Raw genomic sequence first — 25,676 nt, 5'->3', positions numbered from 1 at the left:
TCGGCGGCGGCGGTCGGGAAGCCGTCCGGCGCGTTGCGCAAACCCTCCAGGAACGCCACCCGCTCGGCGGCGACCCGTTCGCGCGCCCGGGCCCGGCAGGTCTCCAACCGGGCGTCGTGCACCGGCCGCACCCCGCCCTCCGGGTCCCGGATCAGCAACACGGAGTCGCAGAGCACCAGATGCTCCACCGTTCGCTCCGACCAACGGACGAACACCACCGTGGCCTGGGGCGTTCGCGGGTGAGAAAGGTCACAGGTCACCCGGTGGCCGGTGGCGACGCGGGAGATGGCGCGGGCCAGGCACTCGGCGAGGGACACCCGGGGGCCGCGGAGGGCGGATTCCAGCAACGCCCCGCCGAGACGTTCGACGAACCAGGGGACGCCGTGCGAGCAGCCGTCCCCACCGACCGGCGGCGTCACGCCGTCCAGCACGACGAGGACCCCGCCGTCCCCGGCGGTCGAGACCGCCGCGAAATCCTCGCAGGGACGGGAGGGGTCGGCCGGCAGGACGGCGGTGCGCACGTACATGCGGCCCAGTCTCCCGGGAGGGTGCCGTGGTGGGGGAGGCCCGGCACGGCGTGGCGGTGCGGTCGGGGACCCCGGGGGCCGGGGCCGCGGCCCCCGGGCGCACCGATCCGGTCGTTCGGCCCCGCTCGGCTCCACCCGGCTCCACCCGGCATCGTTCGGCATCGTTCGCTCGGATCCGGTCGATCGGCGATCGCGAACGGTTGCCGAGGGGTCATCGACGGGCAGGGCCCCCTCTCTTGCGGACACCCGCTGCCGGAAAGACGTTCCCGGTGGTGCAGTAAGCTGCGCGCGTCCGCCGACCGGAAACCGGACCGGACCCCGACCACCCGGATCCCTCCGGTGTTCCACCGGCCGGGACGAGATTGCGAGCACAGGTGCGGAAGACCCCACGGCCCGACCCCGCCGCCGAGTCGGCGACCCCCGCAGCCGGCCCGACCGCCGCGCCCGTGAAGCGCACCCGGGTGCGCAACCGACTGCTCATCGGTGTCGCGCTCACCTCGGTGGCGGTTCTCGCGGCGGGAGCCCCCGCGATGGTCGACGCGGGCCAACGCCTCTCCGGTTCCCAGGACCTGCTGAAGCAGGCAGACACCGCGCGTGGCGCCGTCTCGCTCGCCCGGGTGATAGCCGACGAGCGGGACCTGTTGGTGGTCGCCGGGGCGCGGACCGCCGGGGGGCGGGACGCCCCGGCCGCCGACGGCGCGTCCGACACCGCGGCGTTCGAGCGCACCGACCGCCGCATCGAGGAACTGTTGCCGGAGCTGCCGGCGGAACCCCGCTCCCTGCTGGACGGGTTGCCCGACCTGCGGGCCGATGTCGCCTCCGGGGAACTCTCCCCGCTGGAGATCCACCGCGCCTACAGCGGCATCGTGCGCGAGCTGGACGCCCTCACCCGCTCGGTCTCCCTCGTCCGTCCCGAGCGATCCGGCGATCCGGCGGCCGGTGCGCTGCCCGACCTGGCCCGCGCCGTCGACGCCTCCTCCGCCACCCGCGCCCTGCTGACCGCCGCCGCCCTCGACGAGGGGGGCCGGGAGGAACTCCTGGCCGCCGCCCGGGTCGCGGGCGCCCGGGAGGCCGCCGCCGTCCAGGACTTCCTCGACGCCGCCGGGAGCGGGGCGGCCGACGGGTACGAGCGCACCGTCTCCGGTCCCGAGGCCGCCGCCGCCGAGACCTTCCTCGCGGAATTCCTCCTCAACCCCCTCGACGCCCCCGCCCTCCTCCGGGCGGACCCCGCCGACGCCGAGAACCCGGATGGGGCCGGGGACGACGCCGAGACCGTCGTCGGCGACCCGGCCGCCGCCCTGGCAGCCCGTACCGAACTCCAGCGCGGAGTGCTGTCCTCCCTCAGCACCGCCCGGGTCGCGGGTCTCGAGGCCCTGCGCGACGACGACCTGACCGCCCTGCAACTGCGTGCCCTGCTGCTGGCCGCCGCCCTGCTGTTGGCCGCCGGCGTCAGCGTGCACACCGCCCGTTCCCTCACCCGGCCGCTGGCCGCCGTGCGGCTGGGCAGCCGCCGGGTGGCCGCCGACCCGGCGGGCGAGGAACCGGTGCGCTACACCGGGCGCAACGACGAGTTCGGCGAGGTCGTCGCGGCGGTCAACGCCCTGCACGCCCGCACCGTCGAACTCCACCGCAAGGCCGCCGAGACCGCCGGCGACCACGGTGAGGTCGCCGCCGAACGGGACCGCCTGATAGCCGAACGGGACCGCCTCGGCGGCCAGTTGCGCGAACTCACCGAGCGACTGGCCGAACTGGACGGCGCCGTGCACGGCACCTTCGCCCACCACGCCCAGCGCATCCTCACCCTCACCGGCGAGCAGTTGACCATCCTCGGCCGACTGGAGGCGGGCGAGGCCGACCCCGATCGCCTGGCCACCCTCTTCGCCCTCGACCACCTGGCCGCCCGCCTGCGCCGGCACGGGGAGAACCTGCTGCTGCTGGCCGGCGCCGAGTACCCCGGCACGTCGGGGATCGCGGTACCGCTGCTGGACGTGCTGCGCGCGGCGGTCAGCGAGATCGAGCGCTACGACCTGGTGGAGATCGAGCAGCCGGTGCCGCCGGCGGCCGTGGCCGGCTTCGCCGCCCGCGACCTGGGCCACCTGTTGGCCGAACTCCTCGACAACGCCACCGCGTTCTCCCCCGACGGGGCGCGGGCCCTGCTCGCCGCCCGTGCCGAGGGCGACGCCCCGGTCGGCGGCGTGGTGCTGCGCGTCGTGGACGAGGGCATCGGCATGACCGGCGAGCGCCTCACCGAGCTCAACGAATGGCTGGCCCGCCCCGGCGAGCCCACCCCGCCCGGCACCGTGGACGACCCCGGTATCGGCATGGGTCTGTACACCGTCGCCCGCCTGGCCTCCCGTCACGGGCTCACCGCCCGACTGACCCCCCGCCCCGGCGGGGGCGTCGTCGCCGAGGTGGCACTCCCGGCCACGCTGCTGGAGGCGCTGCCCGAACCCGCGCCGATCGTGCCCGGCATGGGCACCCCGACCGCCGCGCCGGCGACCGACACGACCCCCGGGGCCGAGGGGCTCGGGAACACCCGGGAGCCCGGGGCCCGGGCCGCCGGCACCGGCGGTTCGCCGCTGCGTCGGACCGGCACCGGCCGGACGACGGGCACGCCCACCGAACCGACCGCCGTTCCCGTGGGGAAGCCGGAACCGGAGGAGATCCGTCGTCGTCTGGACGGCCCGGGCGAGGGCACCCGCCGGGGGCGCGAGGTCGGGGACGCGGACGTACTCGACGCCCTGGAGGCGGACATGGCGCCCGGCCCGACCGGGGGTGAGGGGGAGGGCCGGAACAGAGGGGAACCGGCGGTCGAGGGGATGTCCTCATGAACGGGGGCGAACCCGCCGACCGGGGTCGGGCCGGTGGATCCGGCACCCCCGCGGGCATCGGCGACCTGCGATGGACGCCGCCCCGGCTGGTCGACGAGACGCCGGGCATGCGCTCGGCGGCGGTGGTCTCCGCCGACGGTCTACCGCTGCCGGCCTCCGGCCGACCGACCGCCGGGGTCGTCCCGACCGCCGGACCCACCCGTCCCGCCGCCCCGGACGAGGAGAGGGCCGGCGCGACCGTGTCGCCCCCGCCGGGGACGGCGCCGGCGATGGTGACGGCGCCGGCGGTGAGGCCAACGACACCGGGGTCGCCGGCCGGCTGGCCACCGTCGTATCCGGACTCTCCGCCCTCACCGCCGGTGCCGCCGACCTCCTGGACAACGGCCGGGTGCGCCGGACCCTCGTCACGATGAAAGACGATTCGCTGCCGGTCATGACGATCCGGGACGGCTCACTGCTCGGCGCCCACCTCGTGGCCGACGCCGACCTGTCGATCGTCGCCCACCACATCACCCGATTCGTGGCGCGTGCCGGGCACCTCCTCACGCCCGAGCTGCGCGACGGCCCGCGCGAGGCCGCGACGGCGGGGCCGGCCGGCGACTGACCAGGCGGGAACGCCCCCGGGGAGCCGGGTCACCGGCGGGACCCCACCGCCGACCCGGCTCCCGGGGTCGTGTCCGCGCCGGGCGGCCGATCCTCCCCGTCCTCCCCGTCCGGCGGTGGGTCGTCCACCGGCGCCCCGGGGGGCGTCCCCGGCACGACGGCCTCCCGCAGGGCGTCCAGTCGCAGCCGCACCTCGCTCCGGTGTTTCCGTCGACGTTCGGCCTCCTCCTGTCCGGTGTCCAACTCGGACCGGGCCCGGGCGGCCAGCGTCGCGGCCCGACGCTCCAGGCCCTCCAGCCGCTCGATCCGGGCCGCCGTGCCCTCGCCGAGGCGACGCAGGGTCGTCTCCCGCTCCACCGCCGCGGCGGGGTCGGCGCCGCCCAGCAGCAGCCGAAGGGCGACCGAGGCGTCCCCTTCCGGGGCGTCGGTGTGCGGGGGACCGGCCCGGTACTGGGCACGGGCGATGGCTCCCACGTCGTTCCGCAGTGCCGCGAGTTGCGCGCGGATGGTGACCAGCCGGCCGGCGAGGACCGCGGCCCGCGCCCGGCGGACCAGGACCTGTCGCTCCGCGATCCGATAGGACTCGCCGATCGCTCCGAGTTCGCGGTGCAGGGAGAGCAGGTCGGCGGGTACCCCGGGGAGGGCGGGCAACCCGGCGGCCTCGGGGAACCCCCCGGGCGGCGCGGCGGCTCCCCCCATCCCGGCCCCCTCGGTTCGGTCGGTGTCGTCGGGCGACACCGGGAGGTTCCCCGGCTCCGTGCCGCCCGGTCCCGCCGGCTCCGGCCCGGCATCCCCCGGGCCGGCCGTGGGCTCGCCCCCATCGGACCCGATCGCGGGCCCGGGTTCCGCCGCGGACGCCGCGCAGACCACCGTGACCGGCACCGGGGGGAACGTCAACAGCGCGGTCAGGAGCACCGCGGCGGTTCCCCCGCGCGGGCCGGGGCCGTTCCGGGGCGCCGAGGCGGGTGGGCACGACGCCCGGAACCACCGGCGGACGGACATCGGGACCTCCCGGAGGGCGGGCGTGGCGCGGGCTGTCCGTGACGGTGCGACACCGCGGGTCGTCCCGCACCCCGGGAGATGCCGTCCGGGGGATATCCCGGGCCGTTCGGGTGACGCCGGGTGATCCGGCGGTGTCCCGGGAGCCCTGCCCGCACCCCGCACCCCGTGCCCCGTGCCGCGCGGCACGGGGTCGCTCCTCGCCCGTCGACGGGGTTCGGCCGGCCCGGCCGGACACCCGCCCGGCCCGCCGCCGGTCACCCACCGCCATCCGTCCGGCCCGCCGTCTTCCGGTCTTCCCCTCCCTCGTTCCCCCTCGCCGCTCGTCCACCGACGGGATTCGGCCGGCCCCGATCACCGCACCGGCGGGGCCCCGGCCTGTCACCCGCCGTCCGGCACCCGCCGTCCGGCACCCGCCCGGCCTCCCGGCCGTCCCCCACGCCGCTCGCCCGCCGACGGGGTGGTCTCCCTTCGCGGTGCGCCTCCGGCCGCTGTCCCATCCGCGTTCCTCCGCCGTGACCGGGGGTCGGAGCGGTCCCCGCCGTGGCGGTCGGGCAGGGCCTCCGTCGGGCTCACCCCTCGTCGCGGCGGGGGCCTCCCCGCTCCCCGTGGTCGTCCCGGTCGGCACCCGCCGCCGGGCCGTCGGTCGGGTCGCCGTCCACCCCCGCCCCACCGGGCGGCGAGGCGCCCGGTGGTCGTGACCAGGGCCATCGCGGCCCCTGCCGGGGCGCCGGATCGGGGTCGTACACGTACCGCCAGCCGCGCACCAGCCCCAGCCGGGGCGTGTGGGCGCGCGCCTCCAGCCGGTAGACGTGCTCCTCGGCGGTGGAGCCGTCCGGACCCGGCACCGGCACCCGGTACTCCTTGGGTGGGCGCCCGGTCATACCCAGCAGCACCGGCAGCACCCGGCCGTCCAGGGGGCCCCCGAGGAACGGGGTCGGTTCGCTTCTCACGCCGGCGCACCCCCCCGCGGGGCGCGGTCCCCGGCCGTCGCCGCCGGGACGGCCGCGCAGTGGTCCACCAACCGGTCGCGCGGTTCCGCGCGTCCGGGCCGGCGGCCCTCCTCCGGCCGGGTGAGCGACGCCGCTTCGACGGCGGAGATCCGGGTGCGGACCGCCATCGGCAGCAGCGGCCCGGGGTGTTCGACGGCCATGTGCGCCATGATCCGGTCGGCGGCGGCCCGCCGCACCCGGTCCACGACGGCGCCGGTGCGGGAGGTCTCCGCGACGCCGCCGCCGCGCAGCAGGGCGGTGAAGCCCTCGGCGTGGTCCTCGACGAAGGCGAGGCAGCGGTCCGGGGTCCGCGACAACCGTTCGGGCGGCGGGCCCTGTCGGGGTTCGGCGAATCGGCGTTCCAACTCCTCGGCGGCGCCGGTCAGCGCGGCCCCGTGGAACTGCTGCTTGCCGCCGGGGAAGTACCCGTAGACCAGCGGGCGGGAGACATCGGTGGCGCGGGCCACGTCCTCGGGGGAGACGTGTTCGGGGGCCCGGCGGGCGAACACCTGCGCGGCCCTGAGGAGCTGTTCACGGCGCCGGTCCGCGCTCGGTCCGCGGTGGGCCGGATCGGGTGGCGCGGGAGGCGTGCTCATGCCCGGAAGCGTAGTGCTCCGTCCGCCGGGGCTCCGTTCCCCGGACTCCACCGGGGCGCGGGCCGTCCTCCCGATCGACCCGCGCCCCGGTGGAGGGGGCCGGCGTGGATCGGGCCGGCAGCCCCGACTGCCGCCACATCCGCCGGCCGAGCTCCCGCGGGACCCCGATCCCGTCCAGGAACCCGGTCGGTTTACGGGCACCGTCGCGCATCACGGCCCGCCGGTGCTCGCCGGCCCGCCTCTGCGCCACCGCCTCCCGGCGGTCCGGTCCGACCCGGGTGCGGACCTCCGGGTTGATGAAGGCGACGGAGAAGATCCGGGCGAACTCCCCGCAGCCCAGTCGGGTGAACTCGCGCTCCCACCGGGGCGCGGTGAACATCTGCGGGCGCAACTCCTCGCGGATGTAGCGCACGTGCCGGGCCTCCTCCACGACGTGGGTCCGGGTGATGTCGCGGATCAGCGGCCGGACCCGCTCGTCGGGAAAGGTCGGGCGCTGCATCCGGTCCGCCACCCTCCTCGCCGGGGAGGGTGGCGGTGAAGGCACCGGGGGTGGTGGAGATCGTCTTGAAGAGCCGGCCGGGGTTGTGGGGGCGACGCGAGACGGAGTGGGCGGGGGCGTCGCACCAGCGGATGACGTGGGCGAACACCGTCGAGTGCCGGCACTCGACGGCGATCTCGGTCAGCGCGTAGCGCACGTGCGAGCCGGTCATCGACTTGTCGTGGATGTGGCGGACCGGCAGCCGCGTGAGGATCGGCTCGAACCGGATGTTCCACGACCCGGATGTTCCACGGCGCCGGCGCGGCGGCCTCGTGACGGGAGAGGTCGATCCGCTGCTCCTCCGACATCCGCTACCACAGCGGGGTGTCACGGAGGGAGACCGGCTCCGGCGGCCGGTACCACGGGCCGGGCACGGGCGGGGCGTCCCGGTCCACCTCGATGTCGGGATCGAAGGAGTGGCGGGCGGGAGGAGACCAGCGGGCGCTCGGCGACCCGCTCGCGGTCCCGCAGGGCGTCGAAGTCGATTTCTCCCCGGAGGGGTCCGGCCGGTCGGCCCCGAGAGGGTGTCGGGTCACGGGACGCGGCGGTGTCATGGGCGACCTCCTCGACGGACGACGGCGAGCTCCCCTTACGAGACCGCTTGTCGACAAGGCCGTCGACCCTCCTGGCGGGTGTTCCGGGGAACGGTCAACCCGGTTGCTCGCACCCGTTGTTCACGCCGGGTGTTCACCTCGCGGCCATGGTCACCGGGGATACCGGTAACCGTCACCGGCTGTGCTGGCGTCACCGATCCGGCACACCGCCCCGCGCAGGGGAGCGACGGGAGCCCGGGGCCGGCCGGACGCGACGGGGCACCCCCGGGGACGGGGGTCCCCGCGCCGGCACGACACCCCGGGAACCGCGGTGGAGAGCCGGTCCGCACACCGGGCGCGACGGCCCGCCCCCGGCACGCGACGGGCCGGGGGGACGAGACCCACCGGGAGACACCGGACGATGACACCCACAGCGAGCCGGCCGGGCCGCACCGCACCGCCCGACGGGCGGCACCCGAAACCGGCGGGGGCCCCCGACCGCTCCCGTTCGCGCACGCGTATGCGCCCACCGAGCCCGCACTCCATCCGTGGTCGGGTGGTCCTCGTGCTGGCCGTGCCCACCTGCCTGCTGCTGGTCCTGGTCGGCGTGGGAGTCGCCGACCACGCCGATCGGTGGTCCGCCGCCGGCCGCGGCGCCGACCGGGTCGAACTCTCGCTGGACGTCCAGCGATTGGTCCGCGAGCTCCAGCGCGAACACGGCCTGGGCACCGGGCTGGCGGTCGGGGCCGGCCGATACCGTCCCGAACTCGCCGACACCCGCCGCCGGGTGGACGGCCTGCGCCGCACCGTCGGCCGCAGCGTGGAGGACGCCGGCCCCGACGCGGCACCCGCCGTGCGCTCGGCGCTCGACGCGCTGAACCGCCTGCCCGCCGTCCGCGACCGCATCGACAACGGCGTCGCCGGGGCCGACGGCCCCGCCTACTTCTCCGAGACCATCGCCGGCCTCAACCGGGCGCTGGCCGAGGACCGACCCGCCCGGGACGACCGATCCCCGACCACCGGGCTGGAGTCCCTGGACGCCCTGTCGCAGGCATCCGAGGCGCTGTCGGTCGAGCGCTCCGTGCTCACCGCCGTGCTCGTGGCGGGCCGTTTCGAACCCGCCGACCACCTCGCCTTCGTCGAGGCGCGTGGAGCCCGGGTCACCGCCCTGGCCTCACTGGACCGGGTCGCCGACCCCGCCGTCCGAGCCGCCACCGAGGAGGTGCTGGACGCCCCGACGGGCCTGCGCCTGGCGGGGCTGGAGGAGGAACTGGCCGCCTCCGTCGACGGCGGCGCGGTCACCGTCGACCCCGAGGAGTGGTGGAGCACCTCGACCGCCGTCGTCGACGGCCTGCACGCCGTCCAGGCAGACGCCGCCGACGCGGTGGCACTGCGCGCCGACGGGCTGCGCGCGGACGCCGGCCGGCGACTGGTGGGCTTCCTGTCGCTGGGGCTGCTGGTCATCGGCGCCGCCGTGCTGTTCTCCGCCCTGGCCGCCCGTTCCATCACCCGCCCCCTCATCCGACTGGCCCGCGAGGCCGAGGATCTGGCCGAACGTCGTCTGCCGGAGGCCGTCCGTGCCGTGCGGGAGGCGGAGCCGGAGGAGGGCCGGCACCTGCTGTCCGGCCCGCCCGGCGGTCCGGACGCCGCCGCCCGGGGGGAGCGCGGCGAACCCGAGGAGATCGGTCAACTGGCCGCCGCCCTGCACCGGGTCGAGCACACCGCCCTCGGCCTGGCCGCCGAGCAGGCCGTGCTGCGCCGCAACGGCACCGAGTCCCTGGCCCACCTCGGTCGCCGCAACCAGCAGCTCCTCCACCGCCAACTGCGCCTGATCACCGCGCTGGAGAGCAAGGAACTGGACCCCGACGCGCTGGGCGAACTGTTCCAGTTGGACCACCTGGCCACCCGGATGCGCCGCAACGCCGACTCGCTGCTGCTGCTCGCCGGGGAGCAGTCCCCGCCCCGGGTGTGGAACGGCACGGTGTCGGTCGCCGAGGTCGTGCACTCGGCGATCTCCGAGGTCGAGGAGTACCGGCGGGTCGCGCTGGTGGAGGCCGCACCGTGCCTGGTGCACGGCCGATGGGTCGCGGAACTGTCACATCTGCTGGCCGAGTTGATCGAGAACGCGCTCACCGCCTCGCCGCCCTCCCGGCCGGTGGAGGTCTACGGCTGGTGGGACGGTGCCGAGTACTGCCTGGTGGTGCTGGACCGGGGCACCGGTATGAGTGATTCCGAACTCGAAGTGGCCAACGACCGGTTGAGTGGCACCACGGAGTTCCTGGGCACACCGACCCGGCGGCTGGGCCACTTCGTGGTGGGGGCGCTCGCCGCCCGGATGGACGCCCGGGTGGAGGTGCGGCACACCCAGGCCGACGCCCCGGCGGGCACCGGACACGGCGGTGGCGTCACGGCGTGGATCTCGCTGCCGCGCCGAATGCTCGTGGCGGCGGATGTCCCGACGGGTGCCGGGGGGTACGCCGAGCCGGGCGAGCCGGGGTACGGGGAGGCGCCGGGCCCGCCGCCGGTGACGGGAGCGAACGACCCGGCGAACGTTCTCCACCACCCCGACCGCTCCCGGTCGGGCGATCGGCCCGCCCCGACCGCCGCCGGCCGATTCGACGGAACGGGCCGGGGCGGGCCCGGGACGCACCGCGCCCCGGACGCCGGGGTGTCCCGCCGGGCGACGCCCCACCACCCCCCGACGCCGGAGGCGGTCTGAGGCGGTCCGAGACGTGCCGGGGGCCCCGTCCGGCGGGGTCCCCGGTAGACCGCCGAACGGTGAAAACGCGCCGGTTGTGGAACTTCTCCCACGGCTCAAGGGCTCCCGGCGTGTTGTCATCGAACCTGTTCGACAAGACTTAACCGGTTCATTTTATTGACATGGCAGTGACATTCTGGCCTGATTTCAGGGGAGCGCTCCCACACCCTCTCGACCAACGGAGCCCCGGGACGGGTTCCACGAGGAGACCCCCATGAAGAGAGCGACCAAGATCTCCACGGCACTGGGCGGAGCCGCCGCCGTACTGCTCGGGATGGTCGTCGCCGCGCCCCTCTCCGCCTCCGCCCAGCCCACCGACCAGGCGGGGCTCCACGTCGCCGACGGTCGCGTCCTGGAGGCCAACGGCAACGACTTCGTCATGCGCGGCGTGAACCACCCCCACTCCTGGTACACGCAGCACACGGCGGCCATCGGTCACATCAAGGACCTCGGCGCCAACACCGTGCGCGTCGTGCTCAGCAGCGGTGACCGCTGGAACAAGAACGACACCGCCGACGTCGCCAACGTCGTCTCGCTGTGCAAGCGGAACCGGCTGATCTGCGTGCTCGAGGTGCACGACACCACCGGTTACGGCGAGGAGTCGGAGGCCGCCTCCCTCGACCAGGCGGTGGACTACTGGATCGACATCCAGGACGCCATCAAGGGCGAGGAGGACTACGTCGTCCTCAACATCGGCAACGAGCCGCACGGCAACCAGGGCTACCAGAACTGGACCTCGGACACGATGTCGGCGATCAACCGCCTGCGCGACGAGGACTTCCACCACCTGATCATGGTGGACGCCCCCAACTGGGGCCAGGACTGGACCAACACCATGCGCGCCAACGCGCGGCGGGTCTTCGACTCGGACCCGCACGCCAACACCGTCTTCTCCATCCACATGTACGGCGTCTACGAGACCCGTGCCGCCGTCAGCTCCTACCTCAACGACTTCGTCAACGCCGGACTGCCCATCCTGGTGGGCGAGTTCGGCCACTATCACTCGGACGGCAATCCCGATGAGGACGCCATCCTGGAGATCAGCGAGCAGTTGGGCACCGGCTACCTGGGCTGGTCCTGGAGCGGCAACAGCGGCGGCGTCGACTACCTCGACATGGTCGTGAACTTCAACCCCAACCAGCTCACCGAGTGGGGCGAGCGGATCTTCAACGGCCCCAACGGCATCGCCGCCACCGCCGTCGAGGCCACGATCTACAGCGAGGGCGGAGGCGGCCCCGGCGGCTCCGACGAGGGCGCCACCGACGGTGGCTCCGGCGGCCCGGGCGGCCCCGGCGAGGACACCGAGGCCCCCACCGCCCCCGGCACCCCCACCACCTCGGGCGTCACCTCCACCTCCGTCACCCTGAACTGGGCCGCCTCGACCGACAACGTCGGCGTCACCGGCTACGACGTGCTGCGCGTCTCTGGGGGCGGGCAGACCGTGGTCGCCTCCTCGACCTCGACCTCCGTCACGGTCTCCGGCCTGACCCCGAGCACCGCGTACACCTTCGCCGTCCGGGCCCGTGACGCGGCCGGCAACGTCTCCCCGCTCTCGGGCACCGTCGCCGTCACCACCTCCGGCGGTCAGGGCGGCGCCGGCTGCGCCGTCGACTACCGGGTGGCCGGCTCCTGGCCCGGCGGCTTCCAGGGCGAGGTCGTGGTCACCAACACCGGCTCCTCCCCGGTCGCGAACTGGAACCTGGGCTGGACCTTCACCGGCGGCCAGACCGTCACCAGTCTGTGGGGCGGCCAGGTCGCCCAGAGCGGGAACACCGTGACCGTCACGGCGCCCGGCTGGGCCACGACCCTGGCGCCGAACGCCTCCGCCTCCGTCGGCTTCCTCGCCGATTGGAGCGGCAGCAACCCCGCGCCTACCTCTTTCACGCTCAACGGCTCGGCCTGCACCGTCAACTGAGCCGACCTTCGAACGGGCGGGTCCACCGGGCTGCGGACCGGTGGACCCGCCTTCTTCCCCACCCACCCGAAACCGGGTCTTCCCCACCCACCCGAAACCCTGCCTACACTCCCCCCATGCCGCGCCCGAGTCCCGGCCGTCTCACGGCCGTCGCCGACCTGCACGTCCGGTACCCCGAGAACCGCGCCCTCGCCGAGGCCCTGCGCCCCGGCCGGCCCGACGACTGGCTCCTGGTCGCCGGCGACATCGGCGAATACCACGAGGACGTCGCCCGCACCCTACGCCTGCTCGCCGACCGCTTCCACACGGTCGTCTGGGCCCCCGGCAACCACGAACTGTGGACACCGGGGAACGACCCCGACACCTCGCGCGGGGAGGAGCGCTACCGCCGGCTCGTCGACCTCTGCCGCGAACTGGGCGTGCACACCCCCGAGGATCCCTACCCGGTGTGGGAGAGCGGGGACGGCCCGGTGGCCGTCGCCCCCCTCTTCGTCCTGTACGACTACACCTGGCGTCCCCCCGGCGCCCGGGACCGCGACCACGCCCTGGAGATCGCCAGGGAAGCCGGCATCGTGGGCACCGACGAGGCGCTGCTCCACCCCGACCCCCACCCCGGCCGCGACGCCTGGTGCGCCGAGCGCGTGGCGTACACCGAGCGCCGGCTGGCCGACCTCCCGGACGACCTGCCCACCGTGCTGGTCAACCACTTCCCGCTGATCCGTGAGCCCGTTCGCGTCCTGCGGTACCCCGAGTTCGCGCTGTGGTGCGGCACCGACGCCACCGCCGACTGGGCACGCCGCTTCCGCGCCCGCGCCGTGGTCTACGGCCACCTGCACATCCCGCGCATCATCCACGCCGACGGCGTGCCGCACATCGAGGTCTCGCTCGGCTACCCGCGCGAGTGGGGGCCGCGCCCCGCGCCGCCCGCACTGCCGGTGGTCGTTCCCCTGGCCCCGGTCCCGACCGCGCCGACGGTGCCGGCCGGCCCGTCCCCGACGGACCCCGGGGTATTCGACCGCCCCGACCGGGGGGCCCGGACGGGGACGGGGTAGTAGAGTCGGTGACCGTGTCGAAGCCCGATGGTCTCCTCGTGGACATCGCAACCGCCGTGGAGGCGGAGCAGAGCAACCAGATGGCGTTGACGGTCGTCGTGCAGGGCGCCGTCATCACGGGCCGGCTGGCCCCCGAGGCGGTGTGGCGACGAAGAGTCGCCGAGGTCCTCCGGGACTCCGACCGCCTCGGCGCCTTCTCCCCGGTGCTGAATCCGCCGGTCGATCCCCCGAAGGAGCCCGAATACCTGCACTTCCATGTCGCCCGCATCCTCCAGGGCAGCTACGGCATCCCCACCACCGGTGGCATGTACCGCATCGCCATCGAGAACGTGGGCGCCTGGACCCTCGGGGATGTCGGCTACACCGACTCCTGACCCCCGCTCCCGACCCCTCCGGCCCGCCGGCGGGCGGGAACCCCTCCCGCCCGCCGTCGGGCGCGCCCGGGATCCGCTCGGCGCCCGGCTCCACCAGCGGCGTGAGCGACATGGGCTCGGCGCCGGGGTGGTAGCCGGCGTGTGAGGCGGGGTGGGTGTGGATCAACCGGTGTGGTCGGCCGGCGGCCCGCGGTCGGGTCTCCGGCCGGCCCGTGGCCGCGACCGTGAGGTCGAAGACCCGCAGGATCGAGGTGTCGGCGGAGGGCCGGGCCGTCACGGGACGGCCGAGGATCGCGTCGGCGGCCGGGTCGGCCGTGCCGGTTCGCGAGGTTGGCCAGCGGGATCAGGGTCGGCCCACCGGAGGCGGCGTCCCGCTTCTCGGCGGCGTCGCCCACGGCCGGGATCCGCGGGTTGTCGGCGCGCATCCGCTCGTCCACGGCGATCCCGCCGCGCGGATCGATCGTCAGCCCCGCCGCACGCGCCGGGTCGGTCTCCGGGCGCACCCCCACGGCGAGCACCACCGGGTCGGCGGGCAGTCGCTCCCCGTGGGAGGTCTCCACCGCGTCCGGCAGCACGCGCACCACCTTCGTGCCGGTGCGCGGCGCCACGCCGTTCCGGATCGGCTCGGTGGTCGGCGCGGTGGCCATCTCGGGGGCGAGGTGTGGCAGGACGTGGGCGGCGAGCTCGACGACGGTGCCCCCGGGCCCCGCAGGCGCAGGTTCTCGGCCGTCGCCCCGCCTGCCGGTGCCCGGTGTTCGTGGTTGTCGGGCCGGGCGGGAAGACCCGGGGCAAGCGGATGGGACCGGGGCTCGCGCCGGTGCGGTGAGGCGCGGCGGGAACCCACCCGACCCGCCACCACGACCGCTGCGGGGACGGGCGGGAGCTCCCGGGGCCCCGGGTCCGGGAGGTGGTCACACCGTGACCACCGAGGACCATCCGCCCGCCGGGGCCTGCCCGACCCCCAGCCCGCGCAGGTTCTCCAACACCCCCGGATCCTGCTCGTCCAGCCAGTCGCACAACTGCCGGAAGGAGACGAACCGCACGTCGTCCTCCCCGCTCGACCGCCCCGCCATCTCCATCAGGGCCTCCTCCACCGCGTCCATGTAGATGCCGCCGTTCCACTGCTGGAAGTGGTTCCCGATGAACAGCGGCGCGCGGTTACCGCTGTGCGCCCGCTCGAAGCCTGCGACGAACGCCCCCCGTGCCTCATCCCGCCAGGCCCCGTGCCGTGCCGGGTCCCCCTGCGTGCCCCCCGACTGGTTGACCATGATGTTGTAGTCCATCGACAACACCTCGAAGGACCGCCCCGGGAACGGCACCAGTTGCAGCGGCAGGTCCCAGACACCGCCGCGCCGGGTCGGCCACACCTGGTGCCGGCCCGGCGAACTCGCGTCGTACCGCCACCCCAGCTCCGTCGCCGTCGGCAACAGGTTGTCCTGACCCAACAGGCACGGCGTCCGACCACCCACCAACTCCCGCCGGTAGTCGAAGGGCAGCGGCTCGAGATCCTCGAAACCGGTGTTCGTGCGCCACTCGGTGACGAAGGCGATCGCCTGGTCGATCTCGCTGCGCCAGTCCTCCGGCGTCCAGTGCTCCACCGACCCGGAACCGGCGCAGAAATGGCCGTTGAAGTGCGTGCCGATCTCGTGCCCGTCCAGCCAGGCCGTCCGCAGGTGTCGCACCGTCCCACGGATCGCCCCGTCGGAGAGATAGCCGATGTCCGAGGCACCGGGCGCGTTGAGCGGCGGCAGGTACCGCTCCTTCCGAGCCTCCGGCAACAGGTACAGCCCGGAGAGGAAGAACGTCATCGCCCCGCCGAGCTCCTCCGCCACCCCCAGGAACCTGCCGAACAGCCCGTCGTCCAGCGCGGCGGCCCCGTCCCAGGACACCACCACGAACTGTGGTGGCCGCTCGCCCGGCTCCAGCCGTCGCGCCTCCGGCTGCCGGGGCTGCGGCCCGGTGTCGGCCGTCGAACCGTCCCCGATGAGGTGCGGATTCTCCGGGCTCGGACCCGGGTCGGCGCTCTCCCCATTCCCGTCTTCCGGCGGGTCCCCGGCGTCCGTGCCCCCGGACGGATCACCGGGGCCGGGTATACCGGGCCCGCCACAGCCGGCCAGCAACGGCGGAACCGCCAGGCCCCACGCGCCCGCCGCCCCGAGAGCGAGCAGCCGCCGCCGGTCGGGATCGGCGCGGTCGGGATGGGCGCGGTCGGGATGGGCGGGCGAATCGCCGGGACGGGAGTGGCGGAAGATGTTCACGGGGCCGGCCTCGCTCTCCGTCACGCGACGCGGCGGCGTCTCCGGGCACGGCGCTGTGACTCCTCACCCCATTCCACGAGTGGTCCGCCCGATTCGGTTGTCACGGCGGGGCCACATCCCTGTACCGGCCCGGCGACCCGCCGCCCCGGGAGCCCCTCCCACCACCGGCACGCCCATCCCTCCCGGGGCACCGCCGCCCGGGCGCACCCGAACCGGCCATGAGGCCCACGCCCTCCCCGTCCCACCGCACGCCGCCGCAGGCGTCCGGCGGGGCGGGGCCGGGGAAGGCGGCGAGGAGGACGGGGCACCCGGGATCATGATCATGAAGGTGTCCGGATCCCGGTTCCTCCCTCCCACCCGGCCCCGCTCCAACGGCCCCGCTCCCCACCGAAAGGGCTCACCCTCCCGTGTTATCCGCGATATTCGGTGGCGAGGAGGGCTTCCTCGTCCTCCTCGCCCTCCCGGGCCTCGTCACCCTCGCCGGCACCCACCTGCTGCTGCGACGCCGTGCCGCGCGCCCGCTGATGTGGGCGCTGTGGGCCTCCTGCGCGGTGGGGATCCTCGCCGTGACCCTGTGGAGTTCCGGCCCCGTGGGGGGAACCGGGGTCTGCGTGGTCAATCGGAGCCTCACCGAGCCGTTCTCCGATACGCAGGGGCGGATGAACATCGCCATGTTCGTGCCCGTCGGGCTCTTCGGCACCCTCGCCACCCGCCGCCCCGGACTCGTCCTGATCTCCGGCGTGCTGTTCTCGGCGGGGATCGAGACGGCGCAGGCGGTACTGCCCTTCGTCGCACGGATCTGCGAGACGGGCGACCTGATCGCCAACGCCACCGGCCTGGCCATCGGAACGGCGGCGGGCACCGTCGTGACGCTGCTCCGACGGCGCCCGGCCTCCCCGTCGGTGCTCCGCGCACGGCACGTCACCATCGGCGCGCTGGGGACCGCCGCCGTCCTGGCGGGTGTCTGGGTGGTCGGGATCACGCCGTGGGTGCTCGACCGCGTGAACCATCACGTCCCGGCACTTCCGGCCGATCACGAGCAGCGCGCGGCGATCTCCGAGGAACTCACCGGGGCCTTCGGGGACCCCGGGCCGGCCGGGGAGGGGAACGAGGAATTGGAGGCCGAGTTCTCACCGGACACCCCCGGGACGGGCAGGATCACGGCCCGTTTCGGGACGGGCCTCGCCGAACTGAGCTGGCCCGACCGCGACCGCCTGACGGTTTTCCTCGTTCCTTTCGACCCCGGTTTCGACCCCGCGGACCCCGAGGCCGTCCACGGTTTCCCCGTCCCCGGTGCCGAGGGGCCGGTGAGCACGGCCGGTGAGGCGATCGCCGTCGCCGTCGCCTACGCCGAACGCTTCCATCCCGGGCTCGTGCGCGGTGTCGAGCCGACGGCCGACCCCGTCGGCGCCGACGCCGGGAGCGGATGGCTGGTCAGATGGCGGCACCACACGGAAGACGGGCTCCTGCTCCCCACCCGCCTGGACCTGCGGATCGAACCGAGTGGTGTCCTCGCCGACCTGTGGCTGGACCGCACGACCGTCCCCGACCCGCCACCCGTGCGACTCACCGAGATCGAGGCCTGGGAGGTGCTGGATAAACACCTGTCGCCGCGGGTGGAGGACGCCGACACCGCCGACGCCGTGCTGGTCGCCGAACGCCCGGAGGACAACCCGGACGGGGACGAATGGCGGGCGCACTGGCTGCTGCTCATGACCGTCGGGGACGAGACGATCCACGGAGTGGTGGACGCCGGCACCGGAGCCCCGGTCCGGGTGGACCGCTTCTCCTCCTCCCCCCACGCCCCCGACCCCGCCGACCTCCTCACCCCCGCGGCTCCCTGACGGCGGGGAGCGGTGGGGAGTTCATCCGTGTTCGGGATCTTCGCATGCCTCCCGCAGGATCGCGCGCATACGGGCGGGGAGGCGCACGACCCGCTCGTTCTCCGCGATCGGGCTGCGCGCGGCCACTTCCGTCAGGGTGTCGGGGTCGGTGACCTCCCATCCCTGCAGAAGCAGGTCACCTGTCTCCTCGTCCACCCAAACGGAAGGGCAGTTACCGCCGTTCGTTTCCGGATCGATGCCGATGAACCCGAGTCCCATGACGCCTCCACGCATTCTGCTTCCGGTCGGACATCCAGGGTGGTGAGATATCGATCGTCTGTAAAAAACATGATTCGCTTCCCGCCATGATCCCAGTCGTCACCGCCGAGGTACGTGTCCGGATTTTCCGTCCGCCCGTGGGTGCCGCGGGCCCGGGTCGGCACGGACCCCGAATCATCTCTGCCCCGGGTGGGCATGTGTCCACGGTCGGCGGTGTCGGCGAGTGGAGCGCCCTGACGGAGCAACCGGTTCCTCCCGCCTCGCGGTCGGTGCGGCCGGTCCGGCGGTACTCATGGACTTCGCCGATGTCGGTACCGGATCGAACGTCGGCCACCCCGGTGCTGGTACGCCCTCCCGGGCGTCGATGCCGTCACCGGCGGGCCGCTGGAGGATTGGGACCACTCGCGATCACGGGATGGGGAAACCGTGGTGGGCCCGGTCCGGCTTCTTCCATCGACGGCCGAATGCCCGGCCCTGCTGGTGGACCGGTGCGTGCGCGCGTCGCCGAGGTGTGACCGGCGACGGTCCCGCGTCGTCCACCCCGCCCCGGGACGTTGTCACGACCGCCGGTGGGGACGGTCCACCGGGGGACCGCCGACGAACGTTCGGGAATGGTTTCCCTCGCGATTAATTGATGGGAATGAGTGTGCGAGATTAGCTATTTCCGGTGAATTCCGGCATCGGCGTTTCGGTCTTCCGAGGCGTGAATGAGACAGGTTCGGATTCGAGGTGGCGGAGAGGAATCACCCGAGGGGAGCATGTGGTCCGCACGTCTGCCCGTATCGGGAGGAAACGACCGTGGACATCACGCAGGGCCTGGCCGACATCGGGGAGGCCGGGGCGACCACCCTGGTCGTCGCCATGGCCACGGACGGCTGGGAGAGCCTCCGGGCCCGCCTCGGCCGATGGTTCGCGACCTGGTCGGGCGGGGGAGAGGACGAGGCGGGCCACCGTCTGGAGCGGATGGACCGGGACCGGGAGCACCTCCTCGCCGCCTCTCCCGGCGAGGAGGAGTCACGGGCCGGACGGCTCGTCGCCGATTGGACGGTCCGTCTGCGCGACATCGCCGACACCCACCACGAGGCCGCGGCCGAACTCCGCGACCTCGCCCGACAGTGGCGGGAGGAGCATCCCACCGCGCCCCGGCACCACGGGGACGTGAGTCGGTGGGCCACCGCGAGCGGTGGCTCCCGCGTCGTTCAGGTCGGTGGCGACTGGACCGTCCAGCCGGGACGACGGGGGCCGGAGCACCGATGATCGACGGAAACGAGCCCTCCCACGGCGAGGCCACGATGCGGGCCCGGGCCACCGGGAGCAGCACCATCACGCAGGTGAGGGGTGACTACCACCGCACCGAGCACCACCACGGACGCGTATGGGAGCGGCTGACCGATGTCGCCGTCCCGGCCGACGAGTTCGCCGTCGTCCAACACGCCTACGTGCACGAGGAGACCACCGGCGCGGAGACGGGGTGGATCCCCCACGCCGTCGAGTGCCTGAGGCGCGGCGGTCGGGGGAACGTCCTCGTCCTCGTCGGTCGCCCTGGCACCGGTCGGCGCACCGCCGCCCTGCGCGTCCTGCACGACACCGGGTTGCCGTACGAACGGATCCGGGAGTTGATCCCCGACTGGGACCGGCCGCGCGTCGGCCGGCTGCCCCACCGGCCCGGGCACGGCTTCCTGCTGGACCTCGGTCACGAGGAGGAGTTGCCCGAGGAATTCTGCCGGGGCCTGGCCGGGTACCGGGACCGGGCGGTGGAGGCCGGGACCTTCCTGATCCTCCTGGTCACGCCGTCCGTTCGCGCTCCCGAACTCCCCGAGTCCCTGCCCCGCCTCTCCCACGCCCTGCCGCCCGCCCGGAGGGTCGCCGAGGCCCATCTGCGGCACCTGGGCTCGGACCGTTCCGACTGGCTGGCCCACCACGCCATCACGGGCCTTCTGGGGCGCGGGAGCACCCCCGGTGACGCGGTCCGTCTCGCCCGCATCATCGTCCGGGCCCCGGAGCACCGGGCGAAGGACGAGATCGTCGAGGAGTACCGGCACTGGACACCCCATCTCGAGGCGTGGTTCGAGGAGCACGCGGAGACGGGGGACCTCCGGGAACGGGCGCTGCTGATCGCCGCCGCCCTCCTGGAAGGGGCGCCCGCCGGAGTCGTCCTGGACGCCGCCGACCGACTCTTCGAGGCGGTCGGCGGAGAGCTCCCGCCCGGTGGCGCGCTCGCCGGCCGGGACCTGTCCGCGCGAATCCTCACGATCGACGCGGAGCGGGACGAGCGGGACGACACCCTCTCCCTCGCCGGCCGTCGTCCGGGTCTCCCCGAGGCGGTGCTCGCCCACGTGTGGCGTCAGCGCCCGGGGCTGCGGGAGACGTTGTTGGACTGGGCCGCTGCCGTGACCCTGCCCGACGGTCCGGCGACCGCGCACACCGGACGGGTGGCCGAGGCACTCACCCGGCTGGCCGACGGGCCGGCGGGCGAGGCGGTCTCGGGCGTCGTGGAGAAATGGATCCTCGACGGTCGCACCGAGCACCGTCGGCTCGCCGTCGAGGTGCTGGAGAACCTGGCGATCGCCCCGGGGCCCGGGGCCGCCGTGCGCCGACGGCTCCGCACCTGGTGCGAGCGGGGGAGTGTCGGCGACGAGATGGCCCGGGTCATCTCGGCGGTGTGCGCGGGGGCGCTCGGCCGGCGGTACCCGAGGGTCGCCCTCACCCGGCTGCGACTGCTGCTCTCCCGGACCGACGGTGAGGGCGCGGACGCGGTGGCCGCCGCGCTCCGGACACTGGCCGCCGACCCCCGACACCGCGAGGCGATCTTCGCCGAGATGGTCGGTCGGGCCGAGAGTGGGGACCCGAAGGTGGGCGTGGAGGGGGCACGCGTCTTCCTCGAACTCGTCGACCCGACGGCGGAGGCCGTCGGGGCCGCCGGGGAGGGTGACGGTCGTTTCCCGCCCTCGCCCCTGCTCATCCGGGGGTGGCGGGCCGCCTGGCGGCACGCGGAGACGGCCGAACGCACCCGGGAAACCCTGCAGATCTGGCTGGACTCGCCCCGGCTCCCCGACGACCTCGCCGTGGAGGTGGTCGCCGGGGTGATCGAGGGGCGGCTGAACGAGTCGGGGGTGGCCGCGTTGCTGGTGGGGCCGAATCGTGGAGAGGGGCCCGGTCACCGACGCCGTACCGACCTGCTCCGCCGGCTCCGGTTGGCCCCGGGCACGGCGGAGGCCCCGGGCTCACCCGGGTCCCCGGTCGCCCCCGCGACCCGGGAGGCACCGGAGGTCCGGGCCGGGTCGCCGCTGCCCGTCCCCGGTCCGTCCCCGGCCGATCGCCCCCCGGACCCGAAGGGTACCGAGGTGCCATCGGAGGGCACCCCGGAGTCCGTCCCGTCCCCCGTCCCACCGGCGTGAGGTGCGTGACATGACGGACCGGAGGTCACGCCCCTCCCGCCGGCGCCGGGAAACCACCCCGTTCCGGATCAGGGGCACCCGGCTGCCGGCGAGGGAACCGGGTGCCTTCTTCACCGTTCGCCTGGTCGGCGAGGTGCGCCGGCCCCCGGAGGGGGAGCCCCACCATCCGGGTCCCCCGGACCAACTCGGTTCCGCACGCCGCCGGCTGCGCGAACGGGTGGAGCGCATCCTGGCCGGGTGCTCCGCCCTCGACCCGCTCGGAGCCCGGGACGCGGCGAACGACGGGATCTGCGCGTGGTTCGCCCCGGTCCCGGGGCCGGAGGTGTGCGGCTCGGTCCGCCTGCGGGTGCGCCGGCGGGACCGACGTGCGGCGGAGGAGCACCACCGGTTCCTCGCCGGAGTGGAGCGCGAGGGGGCGGAGGCCGCGCTGCGCCTGGATCTCCTGCGGGACATCCTCGCCGATCCCGACCGACGGACGGCGTGGTGGATCGATCGCCACCCGGACCGTCTCGACGACCTGTCGAATCTGCACGCGGCGGCGGGTCCGCTCCGGCCGCGCCGGGCCGTCGACCGCGATCCGCTGCACGAGGAGGTGGCCCGGTTCGTCGACCACCTCCTCGCCGACCTGCGCACCCCGCCGCAACGCGAGATCTTCCTGCGGGCCCTCACCACCGCCCTGCACACCCTCGGCAGCGACGAACTGCGCGCCGGCGCCGAGAAGTGGCGGTCGGTGGGCTCCTCCGCCGATGGGGAAACGGAGGACATCCGGCCGGCGTGACCCCCACCCCGACGGGACACCCCGCCGCCCGGCCGCCCCGCCGCTCCTGTCAGCGGGAGCGGCGGACGCGGGACTCGTGCCAGACCGGCTCGGACGTCTCGCGGACCCGGCCGTCGGAGCCGAAGACCAGGAACCGGTCGAAGGAGCGGGCGAACCAGCGGTCGTGCGTGACCGCCAGCACCGTCCCCTCGTACGCCTCCAGCCCTTCCTGCAGCGCCTCGGCCGACTCCAGGTCCAGGTTGTCCGTCGGCTCGTCGAGCAGCAGCGCGGTGCTGCCGGCCAACTCGAGCAGCAGGATCCGGAACCGGGCCTGCTGACCCCCCGAGAGCCGGTCGAAGGGCTGTTCGGCCTGTCCGGTCAGCTCGTAGCGGCGCAGCGCGCTCATCGCCGCACCCCGGTCCCGGGCGTGGTCCGCCCACAAAACCTCCACCAGGGACCGGCCGGCCAACTCCTCCGGGGCGTGGGTCTGCGCGAAGTGTCCGGGGACGACCCGCGCGCCGAGCCGCCAGGAGCCGCTGTGCGCGACGTCCCCACCCGCGAGCAGACGCAGGAAATGCGACTTCCCGGAGCCGTTGGAGCCCAGGACGGCCACCCGTTCACCGTGGAAGACCTCCAGGTCGAACGGCTTCATCAGCCCCGTCAGCTCCAGCCCCGCGCAGGTGACGGCCCGCACCCCGGTGCGTCCGCCGCGCAGCCGCATGGTGATGTTCTGCTTGCGCGGGGGCTCCGGCGGCGGTCCCGCCTCCTCGAACTTCCGCAGCCGGGTCCGGGCCGCCCGGTACCGGGAGGCCATCTCGTCGCTGCGCGAGGCGTACTGCCGCAGGTCCACCACGAGCTTCTTCAGCTGCGCGTGCTTCTCGTCCCAGCGGCGGCGCAGTTCCTCGAACCGTTCGAAGCGTTCCTCCCGGGCCCGGTGGTAGCCCTCGAAGCCGCTGCCGTGGACCCACACGTCCCCGCCGGCGGGGCTCGGCTCCACGCTGATGATCCGTTCGGCGGCGCGGGCGAGCAGTTCCCGGTCGTGGGAGACGAACAGGACGGTCTTGCGGGTCTCCCGCAGCCGCTCCTCCAGCCACTCCTTGCCGGGAACGTCGAGGTAGTTGTCGGGTTCGTCCAACAGCAGCACCTCGTCGGGGCCGCGCAGCAGGGCCTCCAGCACCAGCCGCTTCTGCTCGCCGCCGGAGAGGCCGCTCACCTCCCGCCACCGGGCCCGCTCGTAGGGCACGCCGAGAGCCGCGACGGTGCACACGTCCCACAGCGTCTCGGCCTCGTAGCCGCGCGCCTCCGCCCAGTCGCTCAAAGCCTGCGCGTACCGCATCTGGGCGGCCTCGTCGTCCCGCTCCATGATGTCGACCTCGGCGGCGTCCACCTCGCGGGCGGCCTCGCGCACCCGGGGCGGGGCGACGGCCACGAGTAGGTCGCGCACGGTGCGTTCGTCCCGGACCGAGCCGATGAACTGGGGCATCACCCCGATCCCGCCGCTGACGGTCACCTTCCCGCCGTGCGGGGCCAGTTCACCGGCGACCAGTCGCATCAGGGCGCTCTTGCCGGCGCCGTTCGGCCCCACCAGGGCGGCGGCGGAGCCCTCGCCGACGCGGAAGGAGACGTCGTCCAACAGGGGACGCCCATCGGGCAGGTGGTACTCCAGGTGAGCGGCCTCGACATGGCCCATGGTGACGGTCCTCGGTGGGGCGGCACGGTTCCCGGGGGCGCGCCGCGCGGTGTTCGGCGACGCCGGACACGCCGCGCCGGTCAGCGTAGTGCGGTCCGGCCGGTGTTCCCACCCGTTATCGACGGGGGCGGTTCGGGCGCGGGCTGTCCCCGTCGGCCGCGACCACCGGGCCGTCCCGCCCCGAACCCGTCGCCGGGGTGTCCCGAATTCGTCCCGACCGGCCACCCGGGCCCCGGCGGCCGGCAGGATGCGGACACCGGCCGCGACCACCGGGCCGCCGGCCGTCGCGCACGCTCCACGGGGGAGCGGAGGGGAGCCGGGGTGTTCGGGATCATCAGGCCGTGTGCCCATCGGTTGGCACCGGGGCCGCGAGCCGAGTGGACGGCGCACCTGTGCGGGTTGTGCCTGGCGTTGCGCGGTGAGCACGGTCAGGCCGCCCGGCTGCTCACCAACTACGACGCGCTGCTGGTGTCGGTGCTGGTGGACGCGCAGACCGGCCCCGTGGCGGGGCGTCGCCGCACGGCCGGGCCCTGTCCGCTGCGCGGGATGCGCACCGCCCCCGTCGCCCGGGGCGAGGGGGCCCGGCCGGCGGCGGCCGTGTCGATGGTGCTCGCGGCGGCGAAGGTCCGCGACCACGTCGCCGACGGGGACGGGGCGCTCTCCCACCCGCTGGTCGCCCGGGCCGCCCGCCGACTGGCGACGGGGTGGGATCGGGCCGGGGCCCGGTCGGGCGGCGCGGTGGGCTTCGACACCGCCGTACTGGTGGACGCCGTGGACCGGCAGGCCGGGATCGAGGCGGCGGTTCGGCCGGGCGGGGCGCTGCTCGCGGTCACCGAGCCGACGGAGACCGCGACCGCCGCCGCGTTCGCGCACACCGCCCATCTGGCCGGTCGTCCCGACAACGCCGCGCCGTTGGCCGAGGCCGGGCGGCTGTTCGGCCGGCCGGCGCACCTGCTGGACGCGGTGGAGGACCTGCCGGCGGACACGGCCGCCGGGGCGTTCAACCCCATCGTCGCCACCGGTCGGGACCTCGCCGAGGCGCGGCGGCTGTGCGACGACGCGGTGCGCGGGATCGCGCTCGCGCTGCGCGACGTCCGCTTCGCGGACGACCGGTTGGCCCACGTGCTGCTGGTCCACGAGCCGCGCCGCTCGGTGGACCGGGCCTTCGGCGCCGGTTGCGCGCACACCCCGTCGGGAGGGCCGACCACCCCGGGACGGCACGCCGCGCCCCCGCCGCCCCCGCCGCTCCGGCGGCGAGGGCTGCTCGCGGGCTGCGCGGTGTGGACCGGGCTGCTGTGCTCCTGCCAACTGTGCTGCGCGAGTTCCTACGCCGACCCCTGGACGGAGGAGGAGCGGGAAGGGCTGTGTCACCGTCCCGGCTGCGAGTGCTGCGGTGACGGTTGTTGTGCCTGCTGCGACTGCGGGAACCTCTGCTCCCCGTGCGGCTGCGGCAGGGGCGACGGTTGTTGCGACTGCTGCGGCTGCGACTGCTGAGCCGTTCCGGCCGGTGACCCGGCCCGGCTTTCCGCCGTCCGCCCGGCCGTCCGCCCGGCGGGTTCCTCCGGGTCTCCTCCCCGGGCGCTTCCACCCCCCGGTCCGGCCCGCTTCTCGGCGTGCGTCCCGTGCGCCGGCTCCGACCCCCCTGCCGGATCCGCCTCCGCGGGGTTCCACCCGGTTACGTCCGACTTCCCGCGCTCCCCGTCGGGTTGGGCGGGGAGGACTCCCTCTCCCCTCGCGCACTTTTTCGGGCTAA

18 protein-coding genes and 2 pseudogenes are annotated in these 25,676 nt (G+C 74.9%); 11 read left to right on the top strand and 9 right to left on the bottom strand.

Going from position 1 to position 25,676, the window contains the following annotated elements; genetic code table 11:
- The coding region (locus tag LZF96_RS17275) for a protein phosphatase 2C domain-containing protein (RefSeq protein WP_233872935.1) at positions 1–527 on the bottom strand (527 nt) is incomplete at its 3' end.
- A 374-nt stretch (positions 528–901) separates the two neighbouring features.
- Between LZF96_RS17275 and LZF96_RS17270 the strand changes: the two genes are divergently transcribed.
- Both LZF96_RS17270 and LZF96_RS17265 read left to right on the top strand, forming a co-directional pair.
- On the top strand, positions 902–3,358 hold the full coding sequence (locus LZF96_RS17270; protein WP_233872933.1) for a nitrate- and nitrite sensing domain-containing protein: 2,457 nt from the start codon (positions 902–904) through the stop codon (positions 3,356–3,358).
- A gap of 409 nt (positions 3,359–3,767) precedes the next feature.
- Entirely contained in the window at positions 3,768–3,962 is a 195-nt protein-coding gene (locus tag LZF96_RS17265) for a hypothetical protein (RefSeq protein ID WP_233872930.1), read from the top strand.
- Positions 3,963–3,991: 29 nt separating this feature from the next.
- Here the strand turns inward: LZF96_RS17265 and LZF96_RS17260 are convergent, their stop codons facing one another.
- The 4 genes and pseudogenes from LZF96_RS17260 to LZF96_RS17245 form a co-directional block, all read right to left on the bottom strand.
- Positions 3,992–4,699, bottom strand: a complete 708-nt coding sequence (locus tag LZF96_RS17260; RefSeq protein ID WP_233872927.1) for a hypothetical protein — start codon at positions 4,697–4,699, stop codon at positions 3,992–3,994.
- A gap of 833 nt (positions 4,700–5,532) precedes the next feature.
- Positions 5,533–5,913 carry a hypothetical protein gene (locus LZF96_RS17255; protein ID WP_233872924.1) on the bottom strand — a complete coding sequence of 127 codons (381 nt, stop codon included), beginning with the start codon at positions 5,911–5,913 and terminating at the stop codon, positions 5,533–5,535.
- Positions 5,910–6,548, bottom strand: coding sequence for a TetR/AcrR family transcriptional regulator (locus LZF96_RS17250; protein WP_233872921.1), 639 nt, complete (start codon positions 6,546–6,548; stop codon positions 5,910–5,912). Before LZF96_RS17250 ends, LZF96_RS17255 begins: the two co-directional genes overlap by 4 nt.
- Before the next feature lie 112 nt (positions 6,549–6,660).
- A pseudogene (locus LZF96_RS17245) lies at positions 6,661–7,572 on the bottom strand (diiron oxygenase); the annotation flags it as partial.
- A 567-nt stretch (positions 7,573–8,139) separates the two neighbouring features.
- Between LZF96_RS17245 and LZF96_RS17240 the strand changes: the two are divergent.
- The 4 genes from LZF96_RS17240 (at position 8,140) to LZF96_RS17225 (ending at position 13,718) form a co-directional block, all read left to right on the top strand.
- Entirely contained in the window at positions 8,140–10,338 is a 2,199-nt protein-coding gene (locus LZF96_RS17240) for a nitrate- and nitrite sensing domain-containing protein (RefSeq protein ID WP_233872918.1), read from the top strand.
- A 253-nt stretch (positions 10,339–10,591) separates the two neighbouring features.
- A complete protein-coding gene (locus LZF96_RS17235; protein WP_233872915.1) occupies positions 10,592–12,292 on the top strand; it encodes a cellulase family glycosylhydrolase in 1,701 nt (566 codons plus the stop codon).
- A gap of 116 nt (positions 12,293–12,408) precedes the next feature.
- Positions 12,409–13,344: a metallophosphoesterase gene (locus LZF96_RS17230; protein ID WP_233872912.1), complete on the top strand. Its 936-nt coding sequence runs from the start codon at positions 12,409–12,411 to the stop codon at positions 13,342–13,344.
- A gap of 14 nt (positions 13,345–13,358) precedes the next feature.
- Positions 13,359–13,718, top strand: coding sequence for a hypothetical protein (locus LZF96_RS17225; RefSeq protein ID WP_233872909.1), 360 nt, complete (start codon positions 13,359–13,361; stop codon positions 13,716–13,718).
- Here the strand turns inward: LZF96_RS17225 and LZF96_RS27385 are convergent.
- Both LZF96_RS27385 and LZF96_RS17220 read right to left on the bottom strand, forming a co-directional pair.
- A pseudogene (locus LZF96_RS27385) lies at positions 13,703–14,401 on the bottom strand (FAD/NAD(P)-binding oxidoreductase); the annotation flags it as partial. The gene LZF96_RS17225 and the pseudogene LZF96_RS27385 overlap by 16 nt on opposite strands.
- Positions 14,402–14,629: 228 nt before the next feature.
- A complete protein-coding gene (locus LZF96_RS17220) occupies positions 14,630–15,886 on the bottom strand; it encodes a hypothetical protein (RefSeq protein WP_233872972.1) in 1,257 nt (418 codons plus the stop codon).
- A 497-nt stretch (positions 15,887–16,383) separates the two neighbouring features.
- On the opposite strand from LZF96_RS17220, the gene LZF96_RS17215 reads away from it, so the two are divergent.
- Complete coding sequence (locus LZF96_RS17215) at positions 16,384–17,820, top strand: VanZ family protein (protein WP_233872906.1); 1,437 nt, start codon at positions 16,384–16,386, stop codon at positions 17,818–17,820.
- Between the two features lie 21 nt (positions 17,821–17,841).
- On the opposite strand, the gene LZF96_RS17210 is transcribed toward LZF96_RS17215, so the two are convergent.
- Positions 17,842–18,078, bottom strand: coding sequence for a hypothetical protein (locus tag LZF96_RS17210; protein WP_233872903.1), 237 nt, complete (start codon positions 18,076–18,078; stop codon positions 17,842–17,844).
- A 798-nt stretch (positions 18,079–18,876) separates the two neighbouring features.
- On the opposite strand from LZF96_RS17210, the gene LZF96_RS17205 reads away from it, so the two are divergent.
- The 3 genes from LZF96_RS17205 to LZF96_RS17195 are packed head-to-tail and all read left to right on the top strand — an operon-like array spanning position 18,877 to position 22,254.
- Positions 18,877–19,335, top strand: coding sequence for a hypothetical protein (locus tag LZF96_RS17205; RefSeq protein ID WP_233872900.1), 459 nt, complete (start codon positions 18,877–18,879; stop codon positions 19,333–19,335).
- Entirely contained in the window at positions 19,332–21,476 is a 2,145-nt protein-coding gene (locus LZF96_RS17200) for a hypothetical protein (RefSeq protein ID WP_233872897.1), read from the top strand. Before LZF96_RS17205 ends, LZF96_RS17200 begins: the two co-directional genes overlap by 4 nt.
- A 10-nt stretch (positions 21,477–21,486) precedes the next feature.
- Entirely contained in the window at positions 21,487–22,254 is a 768-nt protein-coding gene (locus tag LZF96_RS17195) for a hypothetical protein (protein WP_233872894.1), read from the top strand.
- A 49-nt stretch (positions 22,255–22,303) separates the two neighbouring features.
- Here LZF96_RS17195 and LZF96_RS17190 read toward each other — a convergent pair whose 3' ends face one another.
- Positions 22,304–23,923: an ABC-F family ATP-binding cassette domain-containing protein gene (locus LZF96_RS17190; protein ID WP_233872891.1), complete on the bottom strand. Its 1,620-nt coding sequence runs from the start codon at positions 23,921–23,923 to the stop codon at positions 22,304–22,306.
- 321 nt (positions 23,924–24,244) lie between these two features.
- Here LZF96_RS17190 and LZF96_RS17185 point away from each other — a divergent pair, with 321 nt between their 5' ends.
- Complete coding sequence (locus tag LZF96_RS17185) at positions 24,245–25,417, top strand: DUF5685 family protein (protein ID WP_233872888.1); 1,173 nt, start codon at positions 24,245–24,247, stop codon at positions 25,415–25,417.
- Positions 25,418–25,676: the final 259 nt, after the last annotated feature.

The sequence above is a fragment of the Streptomyces sp. ST2-7A genome, from assembly GCF_021390475.1.
GTDB lineage: Bacteria > Actinomycetota > Actinomycetes > Streptomycetales > Streptomycetaceae > Streptomyces.
Note: the sequence above shows the minus strand (reverse complement) of the source record. Positions and strands in the feature narration are given on the sequence as shown.

Excerpts from the sequence above, each read along its gene's own strand:
- LZF96_RS17265 (WP_233872930.1), top strand. The coding sequence starts at position 3,768 with ATGAAAGACGATTCGCTGCCGGTCATGACGATCCGGGACGGCTCACTG.
- LZF96_RS17250 (WP_233872921.1), bottom strand. The coding sequence starts at position 6,548 with ATGAGCACGCCTCCCGCGCCACCCGATCCGGCCCACCGCGGACCGAGC.
- LZF96_RS17240 (WP_233872918.1), top strand. The coding sequence starts at position 8,140 with ATGCGCCCACCGAGCCCGCACTCCATCCGTGGTCGGGTGGTCCTCGTG.
- LZF96_RS17235 (WP_233872915.1), top strand. The coding sequence starts at position 10,592 with ATGAAGAGAGCGACCAAGATCTCCACGGCACTGGGCGGAGCCGCCGCC.
- LZF96_RS17230 (WP_233872912.1), top strand. The coding sequence starts at position 12,409 with ATGCCGCGCCCGAGTCCCGGCCGTCTCACGGCCGTCGCCGACCTGCAC.
- LZF96_RS17210 (WP_233872903.1), bottom strand. The coding sequence starts at position 18,078 with ATGGGACTCGGGTTCATCGGCATCGATCCGGAAACGAACGGCGGTAAC.
- LZF96_RS17200 (WP_233872897.1), top strand. The coding sequence starts at position 19,332 with ATGATCGACGGAAACGAGCCCTCCCACGGCGAGGCCACGATGCGGGCC.
- LZF96_RS17195 (WP_233872894.1), top strand. The coding sequence starts at position 21,487 with ATGACGGACCGGAGGTCACGCCCCTCCCGCCGGCGCCGGGAAACCACC.
- LZF96_RS17190 (WP_233872891.1), bottom strand. The coding sequence starts at position 23,923 with ATGGGCCATGTCGAGGCCGCTCACCTGGAGTACCACCTGCCCGATGGG.